General features: G+C 62.1%; 13 protein-coding genes. 7 read left to right on the forward strand and 6 right to left on the reverse strand.

All coding sequences use genetic code 11. From position 1 onward, the window contains the following. Together VGO04_RS00060 and VGO04_RS00065 are read left to right on the forward strand one after the other, a co-directional pair. Nucleotides 1-573, forward strand: a 573-nt coding sequence (locus VGO04_RS00060; RefSeq protein WP_327493910.1) for a MetQ/NlpA family ABC transporter substrate-binding protein, incomplete at its 5' end; no start/stop codon positions are given. A gap of 111 nt (nt 574-684) precedes the next feature. Next, nucleotides 685-1,092 carry a GFA family protein gene (locus VGO04_RS00065; protein WP_327493911.1) on the forward strand — a complete coding sequence of 136 codons (408 nt, stop codon included), beginning with the start codon at nt 685-687 and terminating at the stop codon, nt 1,090-1,092. Nucleotides 1,093-1,188: 96 nt separating this feature from the next. Here the strand turns inward: VGO04_RS00065 and VGO04_RS00070 are convergent, their stop codons facing one another. From VGO04_RS00070 to VGO04_RS00080, 3 genes are all read right to left on the reverse strand, one after another. Continuing rightward, complete coding sequence (locus tag VGO04_RS00070) at nt 1,189-2,145, reverse strand: rhodanese-related sulfurtransferase (protein ID WP_327493912.1); 957 nt, start codon at nt 2,143-2,145, stop codon at nt 1,189-1,191. A gap of 117 nt (nt 2,146-2,262) precedes the next feature. Beyond that, the gene (locus VGO04_RS00075; RefSeq protein WP_327493913.1) at nt 2,263-3,174 is read right to left on the reverse strand and encodes a CHAD domain-containing protein; all 912 of its coding nucleotides are present in this window, start codon (nt 3,172-3,174) and stop codon (nt 2,263-2,265) included. Next, nucleotides 3,171-3,644 (reverse strand): CYTH domain-containing protein, encoded by a 474-nt coding sequence (locus VGO04_RS00080; protein WP_327493914.1) that lies wholly within the window; start codon nt 3,642-3,644, stop codon nt 3,171-3,173. The genes VGO04_RS00075 and VGO04_RS00080 overlap by 4 nt, the downstream gene beginning before the upstream one ends. Nucleotides 3,645-3,846: 202 nt before the next feature. On the opposite strand from VGO04_RS00080, the gene VGO04_RS00085 reads away from it, so the two are divergent. From VGO04_RS00085 to VGO04_RS00100, 4 genes are all read left to right on the forward strand, one after another. Then, entirely contained in the window at nt 3,847-4,485 is a 639-nt protein-coding gene (locus VGO04_RS00085; RefSeq protein ID WP_327493915.1) for a 2-dehydro-3-deoxy-phosphogluconate aldolase, read from the forward strand. Nucleotides 4,486-4,692: 207 nt separating this feature from the next. Further along, a complete protein-coding gene (locus VGO04_RS00090) occupies nt 4,693-5,406 on the forward strand; it encodes a tellurite resistance TerB family protein (protein WP_327493916.1) in 714 nt (237 codons plus the stop codon). Nucleotides 5,407-5,502: 96 nt separating this feature from the next. Further along, nucleotides 5,503-6,198: a GNAT family protein gene (locus VGO04_RS00095; RefSeq protein ID WP_327493917.1), complete on the forward strand. Its 696-nt coding sequence runs from the start codon at nt 5,503-5,505 to the stop codon at nt 6,196-6,198. A gap of 41 nt (nt 6,199-6,239) precedes the next feature. Continuing rightward, nucleotides 6,240-6,446 (forward strand): hypothetical protein, encoded by a 207-nt coding sequence (locus VGO04_RS00100; RefSeq protein WP_327493918.1) that lies wholly within the window; start codon nt 6,240-6,242, stop codon nt 6,444-6,446. A gap of 118 nt (nt 6,447-6,564) precedes the next feature. On the opposite strand, the gene VGO04_RS00105 is transcribed toward VGO04_RS00100, so the two are convergent. The 3 genes from VGO04_RS00105 to VGO04_RS00115 all read right to left on the reverse strand — a co-directional run bounded on the left by VGO04_RS00105 (nt 6,565) and on the right by VGO04_RS00115 (nt 9,313). Further along, on the reverse strand, nt 6,565-7,620 hold the full coding sequence (locus VGO04_RS00105; protein WP_327493919.1) for a nickel/cobalt transporter: 1,056 nt from the start codon (nt 7,618-7,620) through the stop codon (nt 6,565-6,567). Beyond that, nucleotides 7,614-8,258 (reverse strand): DUF1007 family protein, encoded by a 645-nt coding sequence (locus VGO04_RS00110; RefSeq protein ID WP_327493920.1) that lies wholly within the window; start codon nt 8,256-8,258, stop codon nt 7,614-7,616. Before VGO04_RS00110 ends, VGO04_RS00105 begins: the two co-directional genes overlap by 7 nt. A gap of 122 nt (nt 8,259-8,380) precedes the next feature. After that, nucleotides 8,381-9,313, reverse strand: a complete 933-nt coding sequence (locus VGO04_RS00115; protein WP_327493921.1) for a LysR family transcriptional regulator — start codon at nt 9,311-9,313, stop codon at nt 8,381-8,383. 15 nt (nt 9,314-9,328) lie between these two features. On the opposite strand from VGO04_RS00115, the gene VGO04_RS00120 reads away from it, so the two are divergent. Further along, nucleotides 9,329-9,727, forward strand: a 399-nt coding sequence (locus VGO04_RS00120) for a hypothetical protein (RefSeq protein WP_327493922.1), incomplete at its 3' end; no start/stop codon positions are given.

Raw genomic sequence — 9,727 nt, forward strand, 5'->3', positions numbered from 1 at the left:
GACCTCAACGCCAACTCGTTCCAGCACCAGCCCTATCTCGACAACCAGATCGCCGATCGCGGCTTCGAGATCGTCAGCGTCGGCACCACCATCACCACGCCGATGGGTGTCTATTCGCAGAAGGTGAAGAGCCTCGACGAACTTCAGGACGGCGCGACGATCGCCATCCCGAACGACCCGACCAACGGCGGCCGCGCGCTGCTCGTTCTCGCCTCCAAGGGCCTGATCAAGGTCAAGGAAGAAGCCGGCCTCAAGGTGACACCGGCCGACATCACCGAGAACCCGAAGAACATCACCTTCGCCGAGCTCGACGCCGCCCAGCTGCCGCGCTCGCTGCAGGACGTCGATGCCGCCGTCATCAACACCAACTACGCCATGGAAGCCGGCCTGCACCCGAAGAAGGACGCGATCGCGATCGAAGGCGAGAAGTCGCCCTACGCCAACGTCATTGCGGTGCGCAAGGCCGACAAGGATGCTCCGTGGGTGAAGACGCTGGTCGAATCGTACCATGATGAAAAGGTGAAGACCTTCATCAACGACACCTTCAAGGGCGCGCTGATCCCGAGCTGGTAAGCTTTTCTGCCAAAGAGAAACTTGGACCGCGCGCTGCAATTGCGGCGCGCGGTTTTTCTTTGACCGCTTATGTCGCTTGGCTATCCTCGTCCTCTTCGAGGAGGACGAACCATGGGTATCATGAAAGGCGGCTGCCTCTGCGGCGCGGTCCGCTACGAGGCGAAAGGCATGCCGCTCTTTTCGGGCTTCTGCCATTGCCGCGACTGCCAGCGCGCGACCGGAACCGGCCATTGCTGCTACATGATCTTCGACCGGACGGATGTAACGATATCGGGCACGTGCCGCTCCTATGAAAAACTGGCCGAAAACGGCAACCCGACGATCCGCTACTTCTGCGAGATCTGCGGCAGCCAGCTCTTCGGCTCCGGCCCGCCGGACGACGAGCGCTGGTCGATTTATGCCGGCACGCTCGACGACCTGTCGGTGTTTCAGCCGACCGACGCGATCTTCACCCGCAGCCGCCACGAATGGGACCGCAGCGTGCTGACGCTCGATGAGTGCGAGGCGTTGCCGGGATAGGACGTCTCGGCAGGGACTGCCCCTCTGTTCGGGTTCAATCCGAGGACGAACCCTCTTCCGGCAGGCGGATGAGGGGCAAATTCTTCGGAGCCCGCTTCAGCTTCCGAGGTGGCGTTCGCCGCGCTTCTTGGCAAGCTCGATCTGCCTCTGGCGCTGGCGGTAGCGCTCGCGGTCCTCGTCGGTGCGGACCTCGTGGCAATGAATGCAGGACACACCGTCCTCGTGATGCGGCGAGGCGAGGTCGGCTTGGGTCAGGGGCTGGCGGCAGGCATGGCAGAGCGTGTGCTCGCCTTCCGCAAGACCGTGGGTCACCGAGACGCGGTCGTCGAAGACGAAGCACGCGCCTTCCCAGAGGCTCTCTTCCTGCGGAACCTCTTCGAGGTATTTCAGGATGCCGCCCTTCAAGTGAAAGACTTCGTCGAAGCCCTGTTCCTTCATGAAGGCGGTCGCCTTCTCGCAGCGGATGCCGCCGGTGCAATACATGGCGATCTTCGGCTTGTTGTGCAGGCCGGTATGGTTGCGCACCCAGTCGGGGAACTCGCGAAAGGTCTTGGTCTGCGGATCGACCGCGCCCTTGAAGATGCCGATCGCCGTTTCGTAGTCGTTGCGCGTGTCGATGACGATCGTATCGGGATCGGAGATCAGCGCGTTCCAGTCCTTCGCCTCGACATAGGTGCCGACGATCCGGTTGGGGTCGATGTTCTCGACGCCCATGGTGACGATTTCCTTCTTCAGCCGAACCTTCATGCGCAGGAAGGGCATGGAGGAGGCGCGGCTTTCCTTGTGTTCCAGCGCGCCGAGTTCCGGCTGCGCCCGCAGGAAGGCAAGCACCGTTGCGATGCCGGCTTCGGTGCCGGCGATCGTGCCGTTGATGCCTTCATGTGCCAGAAGCAGCGTGCCCTTGACGCCGTTTTCGTCGCAGACGGCCTGCAGCGGTTCGCGAAACTCGGCGAAACGCGCGAAGCGTGCGAAATGATAGAGCGCGGCCACCAGAAACTGGCCAGGCATCTCACCATGGGTCTCAGGGCGCGGGGTCGTGGAAATGTCGGTCATGGCCCGTGCCAATACAGCTTTCGCGCCGTCAGCGCAATCACGACCGCCTGCGGGTCCAATCCGGCGCCCGTCGGCGTGCATGATTTTGTCAGGCGAAATGGCAGCCGATCTTCTTCGCTAGTCACGCCCGGCCTTAAGCCAAAGCAGACGGACCGCCTGACTTTCGCGCTCCGGCTCTTCCTGGAAAACGACGGTGGCGAGCTTGAGCGCGTCCGTGCGCAAGATTTCCTGCCGTGCGATCACCACGGCGATGAGATGCGCCTGGTCCTGGCTGTTGCCGACCAAGGCCGGATCCTCGTTGATCAACTGGGTCATGACCGCGAGGTCGTGGAGGTGGCCGAGGGTGTCGACCAGCGCCTTGGTCTCGCTTCGCTTGGCCTGCATCGCGGATGGCCAGGCTTCGCGCATCAGGCCGAGATACATGCGGTAGTCCTGCGCCCGCTTGCGCAGTTCATGGAACGCGGTGGCTTCGGCTGTCGCTCCACATGCCTCACGGGCGCGCCCGGCGCGCTTCAGCGTTCGCTGCCATCCCTTCGTCAGCCGGTCTGCGGTCTTGCGGCGCCGGTCGTCGAATGTCACCTGGCCGAGTGCACCGAGGGCCTGTTCGCAATTGACGATGGTCGCTGCGATCCGGTCCTCGATATCCGTTGCAGCTGCCGCAATGCGGTCGCGACGTGTCGTCAGGTGCGCGCAGACGTGCGAAAGTGCCTTTTCCTCGTCGTCGTTGCCAGCCGTCGTCCTGAGATAATGGGCGTTCTCGACGAGGGCTGCCGCGTCGCGCACGGCTGAAAGGTTGCGGGCCATGCCGCGAATGCGGGCATTCTCGTAGTTTTGGAAATGCGGCGCATCGGCCGCAACAAGCCGGTAGAGCGCACGCAGCCGCTTGAAGTTCTTGCGAGCGTTGTGAATGGCCTCGTGCACGCCGTCCGGCCGATCCTGCAGTGTCGCTACGGCTTGCGTCAGCTGCTCTGCGGCGATGGCGCGGAAGTCATCGGTAAATGGCTGGTCCGGCCGGAAGGCATAGGTCATGACTGCGTTTCCAACAGCCCTTCAGTGGCAAGCGACTGGTTGGAATAGCGGCGATCACCGGTGACCTCTCGCCCGATCCAGTCGGGTAACGACGGCCTGTCCGTCTCGCGCTTCATCTCGACCTCGGCGACCACCAGGCCAGCGAGTGCGCCTTGGTAGACGTCCACTTCCCAGGTGAAGCCTTTGTGCGGAATGCGGTAGCGCCTTTTCTCGATGACGATGCCAACCGCCTGGGTCAACATCTCGCGAGCATCGTCGATCGGCAGGTCGTATTCGTATTCGTTGCGCACAAGCGCCGACTTGCCGATCTTGATGGTGAGGCGCGCCCATTTGTTGCCGTGGATGCGCACCCGCAGCGACCGATCGTCCATGGTCACGATGTAGGCTTGTCTGAGCTCGATGCCCTTGTCCGCATGCTCCCGCCATCCGTCCGAGGCGACCAGGAACTTGCGCTCTATTTCCTTCGCCATGGAATATCCGCCGTTCTGAGGGGCTCGACCGCGATCAACCTATAGCTTTCCCGCGAAGGCTCAAGCCATCTCTTTGTTGTCGATGCCATTTTATACTTGTCTTATATTCGGCGCGACTGTCTTGCAGCCGTCGGTCTCGACAAGTGGCGTCGAGCGGGGTATGCGGGGGGCATATTCAATCGTTTTAAAAAGGACGATCGGCATGAGCGCGAAATCCGACAGGCTTCTTTCAACCCTCAAACTGGCGCCGGTCGTTCCGGTGCTGGTGATCGACGACGTGGCGACCGCCGTTCCCCTGGCGCGTGCGCTCGTTGCCGGCGGCTTGAAGGCGATCGAGATCACGCTGCGCACGCCGGCAGCACTTGAGGCGATCCGCGCCGTTGCCAACGAAGTCGAAGGCGCGGTCGCCGGCGCCGGTACCATCCTCAACGCCGCCCAGTTCGAGGCGGCAGTCGAGGCTGGCTCCAAGTTCATCGTCAGCCCCGGCACGACGCAGGAACTGATCGATGTTGCCAACGATCACGACGTGCCGCTGCTTCCGGGTGCGGCGACCGCAAGCGAGGTCATGGGCCTGCGCGAAGAAGGTTATGAGGTGCTGAAGTTCTTCCCGGCCGAACAGGCCGGCGGTGCCGCCTATCTGAAGTCCCTTTCCTCGCCGCTTGCCGGAACGTTGTTCTGCCCGACCGGTGGCATCTCGCTTTCCAACGCCCGCGACTATCTGACGCTGCCGAACGTCGTTTGCGTCGGCGGCTCCTGGGTCGCGCCGAAGGAACTGGTTGCCAAGGGCGACTGGGCCGGCATCACCAAGCTTGCGGCGGAAGCCTTCACGCTCAAAGGCTGAGCGGATCGTACGTACAGAAGAGACTGAATAGGCCGGGCGCAAGCCCGGCCTTTTTCTTGGGGCCTACGTCTTTGACGCGAATTTGTATTTTCCCCGCAACGTTCCTATGTCTCAATCCATTCGACAGTGGGTGCGCGGGCGGCGCACCCTTTCGTTCGACCCCACCCGCCCCGAACCGACAAACCGAACCCACAAGGAGCGAGACCCATGTTCGACGCGAAGAAATTGCTGGACCAGTTTCTGGGATCGCAGGTGCCCGGCGCCGGCGGCTCGGTGCGTGATCGCGCGACCCAGGTGACGCAGCTTGCCAAGGACAATCCGCTGGCCACGGGTGCGATTGCAGCGGTCCTGCTCGGCACCAAGTCCGGCCGCCAGCTGACCGGCAACGCCGCCGTTCTTGGTGGCCTCGCCGCAATCGCCGGGCTCGGTTATCAAGCCTACAAAAACTACCAGGCCGGCACGACGCCAGGTGGCGCAACGGTCGCCAAGGGCGAACCGGAACTGCTGCCGCCGCCGGCCGATTCCGGCTTTGCGTCCGCGCCGGAGGCTGTCAGTCACGATTTCGCGCTGACGCTGGTGCGCGCCATGATCGCAGCGTCGCGCGCGGACGGTCACATCGACGAAGCCGAACGCCGGCACATCATGGACAAGCTCTCGGTTTCCGGCCTTTCGGCGGATGCCTCAGCCTTCCTGGAGAGCGAGCTTGCAAACCCGGTCGATATCGACGCGATCGTCGGCGCGGCAAAAACGGAAGAGGAACGCGTGGAGGTCTACACTGCGTCGCGCCTCACGATTGAACCGGAAACACGCGCGGAACGCGGCTATCTCGACCTGCTTGCCGGCCGCCTTGGTCTGCCGGATGCGCTGGTCGACCACATCGAGGCGACCGTTTCGTCAGCGAAGGCGCCAGCCACGGCGTAAAACCCCGCCAAGCTCTCATGGGTTCATCACCAGTTTGAATTTGTCTCGGGTGCTCCTCTGGCCTATGCCAAATGACAAGGACAGGAGGAGCGGCCGATGCGTGATCTGAAAGACTGGAAAGGATGCCCGGCACCGAAGGGTGTCGCGCTCGAGGGGCGTTTCGTCAAGCTTGAACCCTATGAGCGCGAGCGGCATCTGCAGGACCTGTGGGACGGTCTCGGCGGGATGGCGATCAATCCGTTGCTGAAGTATTTCGCGCAACCGGATTTCGCCGGGATCGAAGACTTCGACGCCTGGCTGACGGCGGCACAGGAAAAATCCAGCTGGGTTACCGAGGTGTTCCGCGACCAGGCGACCGGCATCGTCGTCGGCATGGCCAACTACATGCGCCCCGACCCGGCCAATGGCGTCGTCGAAGTGGGGTCCGTCGCGCATGGCGCTGCCATGGCCCGTTCGCCGCTTTCGACCGAAGTCCATTACCTGATGGCGAAACACGTTTTCGAGGATCTGGGCTACCGCCGCTACGAATGGAAGTGCAACAGCGAGAATATGGCGAGCCGCAAGACCGCGGCGCGCCTGGGCTTTACTTTCGAGGGCATCTTCCGCCAGCATATGATCTCGAAGGGCGGCAACCGCGACACGGCCTGGTTTTCAATGATCGACAGCGAATGGCCGCTGCTCAATGCCGCATTCGAAACCTGGCTCGCAGCTGATAACTTCGACGCGGATGGTCGTCAGATACGGCGACTGGAAGATATTCGTGCGGAACTGGAGCGGCAGGCGTCGAAGTAGCGCCTGCAACCTCCACTGCGCCAGACAACGGCTAAGGGACCATGCAGACCAAGGAAAAGTCACCGGCGATCGCCGCAGCCATCATTCTCGTCGTCGCCGGCCTCGGCTTCTTCGTGCTGCCGTCGATCATGCTGAAGCTTGGCGATATCTCGCCGTGGCTCGCCGCCGCCTTCGGGGTGATCTTCGTGCTTGGCTTCTTCCTGTTGTTTTGGCTCCGGGCCCGCTATCAGCGCAAGCGCGGGCTTTGAGCCTGCTGCAAGTTTCCTTTGATCGTAGCCGACTAAAGGACAAAAACATGCAGCAATGCAAAACGCTACAGCGTCCTTCGCGCGTCCGATAGGACGCGCGGTGCTGCAAGTGCCGCCGTCAGCCCTGAAGGGCCGCGCCGAGCAGGATCAATCCGAGAATGAGAACGAGCAGGGCGCCGGCAATCTCGATGCCGTTCGAGATGCGCGCCGCTGACGTCGTGCTAGACGCGTAGCGCAGTGCGACGCCCTTGGCGGTCACCGCCATGGTCGCGAGGATCGAAACGGTGATCGCGGTCCCGATCGACATCGCAAGGACCGAGAGCACGCCGCCGAGATAGAGGCCGTTCAAAAGCGCGAAGGAAAGCACGATCAGCGCGCCGGAGCAGGGACGCAGACCGACGGCTATGACGGCCGACCAGGCCTCGCGAAGGGCAAACCGATCACCCCGAAGCATCGACGGGTCAGGGGCGTGCGCATGCCCGCAACTGGAGCAGACTTCACCGGCGCCATGGTGATGGTGGTGATCATGACCGTGATCGTGGTGATGGTGCGCATGATCGTGGTGGTGGTCATGAGCGTGGTGCGCATGCGCCGGCGCGTTGCCTGCCGTCGCGAGCGCGACCGACGGGCGCAGCATCGAGCGCAGCTTGCGCAGAAGCAGCCAGCCGCCGAACGCTGCGATCAGCGCGTAGCTGGCGATTTCGAGCGATCGGGTGGCATCGGTCATGCTGATCGAGGTGCCGCGCAAAAGCAGATAGACGGCGCCGATCAGGAGGATCGCAACAACGCCCTGCAGGATCGAGGACAGAAACGACAGCATGACGCCGCGTTTCAGTTCCGTCTCGTTGGCGATCATGTAGGAGGAAATCACCGCCTTGCCGTGGCCGGGCCCGGCCGCGTGCAGAACGCCATAGGTGAAGGAAAGCCCGACCAGCGACCAGAGATGCCAGGGGTTTTCGCGCATGCCCTTCAGCGCGTTGGTCATCAGGCGGTAGAAGCCCTGCTGCTCCATATTTACCCAGGCGAAGAAGCCGCCGAGAAACCCGCTCGTGTTGAATGCCGGTTCGGCTGTGCCGATGCCGAGCGGCGACTGGGCGGCTGCAAGCGTTGCGGACAGTGCCGTGACAATCAGCGTCGCGGCGACCAGACGTCCGATCCTGCGGGCTTTCAGCATGAGATCTCGATCCTGGTTGCAAAGAGCTTCGACATGTCCGTGCCGGTCGGATCGTTCCAGAAGGCATCGGTCAAGGTGTTCTTGTTCTCGGCGAGAACCTCGTCCGGATCCGGGCGGACCACCTTGTGTTCGCAGGCGTTGATCTTGTCGCCGACGACGGTCAGGTCGTCGTCGGTCGCAAAATCCATCGCCGTGTACATGGTCGGATCATAGACGCCGAAGGAGAGCTTGCCCTTGAGCGGCATCGGCTCGGCTGGCTTGACCGCGAACATCATCAACAGCTGGCCGTCCTTGTAGTCGACGGTGATGTGGTCCGGCTTGTTGACCTTGATGGTTTTGCCGTTGTCGAGGATCGTCGTGTAGTAATTGTACTCGGACAGGGACTCCAGCACCGTCTGGCCGACTTCCGCCAGTTCGTCGGGGTCGAGTGCTGCATTCGAGTTCTTGTCGAAATCGAGGACCACGCTTGAGGAAAAAAGCTCGTCGAACCGCCAGACGTTGCGCAGCTCGCTGATTTCGTCCTTGTCGTCCGAAACCACTTCAAGGCGGGCTTCTGCAAAAATGTGCGGATGGGCAAAGACCAGTGACGGTGCGAGCAGAGTGGCGAGGCCGGCCATGATGAGGCACTTGGTTCTCATGAAGCGGCGATCCTTTCGGCCGCGGCAGCACAGCGCCGCGCATCAGATGTGGCGCGCAAGGGACGCCTTCGATTCGTTTTTCGCAATGTACCGGAAATGGGACGGAATTGGGACTTTGCCGATCACGTCAGCTGGTCGCCCTGGCCGGTTGCTTCGGGTTGTCCGCGCGGCTTGCGGAACCACGCATGCAGAAAGTCGACCAGGGTTCTGACCTTGGCCGGCAGGTAGCGACGGTGAGGGTAGATTGCATAGATGCCCCGGTCGCGCGGCAGGAACTCGTCGAACAGCGTGACCAGTTCGCCGGTAGCGATCTTCGGTCGCGCGATGAAATCCGGAATGATCGAGACGCCGAGGCCGGAGACGGCGGCCCTCAAGGCGGCGAGCGGGCTGTTGACCTCGATCGGGCCGCTGACCGGAACCGTGAAGGCGGATCCGTCCGGCTCGACGAAGCGCCAGTTGGAGTAGGAGCGGCCATTGGTGTCGAGGATGCAGGGCACCTTGGACAGGTCGGTCGGGTGGTCGATCGGCCCGGCCTTCTCCAGGAATTCGGGCGCTGCGCAGATCAGCACCTGGAAATCGTCGAGCTTGCGGGCGATCAGCGTCGAATCCTCAAGCCGGGTGATGCGAATGGCGACGTCAAAACCTTCTTCGACGAGATCGACGAAGCGGTCGTCGGAGATGATTTCGAGCGAGAGTTCCGGGTGCTGCTTGCCGAAATCGACCAGCGACTGGCCGATCTCCGCATCGACGAAGGTGCGCGGTGCGGTGATGCGCAGCCGTCCTTTCAGATCCGAATTGTTGGCGCGCACGAGATCGGCAAGGTTGTCGATCTCCTTCAGGATTTCCGAGGCGGTGCGATAATAGGTGTGTCCGGCCTCGGTCAGCGAGAATTGCCGGGTGGTGCGGTTAAGCAGGAGGGCGCCAAGCTCGTCTTCGAGCTCGCGCACATATTTCGAAAGCAGCGCCTTTGATCGGCCGACGCGCCGGGCGGCTGCCGAGAAGCCCTCGGCGTCCACGACATCGATGAAGGCGCGGATGCGCGTCAGTGTGTCCATTGCGGTCTTTCTTTCGTGCTTGCAGACGTTCCGCCTGATTCGTTGCGGACGCCCCTCTCATGCCAATCATGCCGGCGGCAAATTGGTCGTCGTTTTCCTTACGTGCGCCGCACGCGGCGGGAAACAGAGTTTTCTTCGAATAATGCCATTTTTTCAATCTCTTACGGCAGTGATCAATGCAGTTCGGATCGTTCAATCATTGTGAACATCAGCAGTTTTGCCCGCTTCAGAAAAAATTCAACCGCCAGCGCGAAAAAACTCTTGATTACGACAGGCTTTTTTCTTACCTACGCCCTTGCCCAAAGTCGCACGTGCCTGTGGGTGTCCGCCGACCCTCGATTAGGTGAGGGTATCGGTAAGGTACCTGGAACTAACCCCTCCAGTCGCTATTCCGGCCAACCGGGAAATGCGAGG

The organism is Ensifer sp. (assembly GCF_035999185.1).
Lineage (GTDB): Bacteria > Pseudomonadota > Alphaproteobacteria > Rhizobiales > Rhizobiaceae > Ensifer.

Coding starts and splice junctions, on each gene's coding strand:
- VGO04_RS00070 (WP_327493912.1), bottom strand. CDS start 2,145: ATGACCGACATTTCCACGACCCCGCGCCCTGAGACCCATGGTGAGATG.
- VGO04_RS00115 (WP_327493921.1), bottom strand. CDS start 9,313: ATGGACACACTGACGCGCATCCGCGCCTTCATCGATGTCGTGGACGCC.
- VGO04_RS00075 (WP_327493913.1), bottom strand. CDS start 3,174: ATGACCTATGCCTTCCGGCCGGACCAGCCATTTACCGATGACTTCCGC.
- VGO04_RS00080 (WP_327493914.1), bottom strand. CDS start 3,644: ATGGCGAAGGAAATAGAGCGCAAGTTCCTGGTCGCCTCGGACGGATGG.
- VGO04_RS00090 (WP_327493916.1), top strand. CDS start 4,693: ATGTTCGACGCGAAGAAATTGCTGGACCAGTTTCTGGGATCGCAGGTG.
- VGO04_RS00110 (WP_327493920.1), bottom strand. CDS start 8,258: ATGAGAACCAAGTGCCTCATCATGGCCGGCCTCGCCACTCTGCTCGCA.
- VGO04_RS00100 (WP_327493918.1), top strand. CDS start 6,240: ATGCAGACCAAGGAAAAGTCACCGGCGATCGCCGCAGCCATCATTCTC.
- VGO04_RS00065 (WP_327493911.1), top strand. CDS start 685: ATGGGTATCATGAAAGGCGGCTGCCTCTGCGGCGCGGTCCGCTACGAG.
- VGO04_RS00085 (WP_327493915.1), top strand. CDS start 3,847: ATGAGCGCGAAATCCGACAGGCTTCTTTCAACCCTCAAACTGGCGCCG.
- VGO04_RS00095 (WP_327493917.1), top strand. CDS start 5,503: ATGCGTGATCTGAAAGACTGGAAAGGATGCCCGGCACCGAAGGGTGTC.
- VGO04_RS00105 (WP_327493919.1), bottom strand. CDS start 7,620: ATGCTGAAAGCCCGCAGGATCGGACGTCTGGTCGCCGCGACGCTGATT.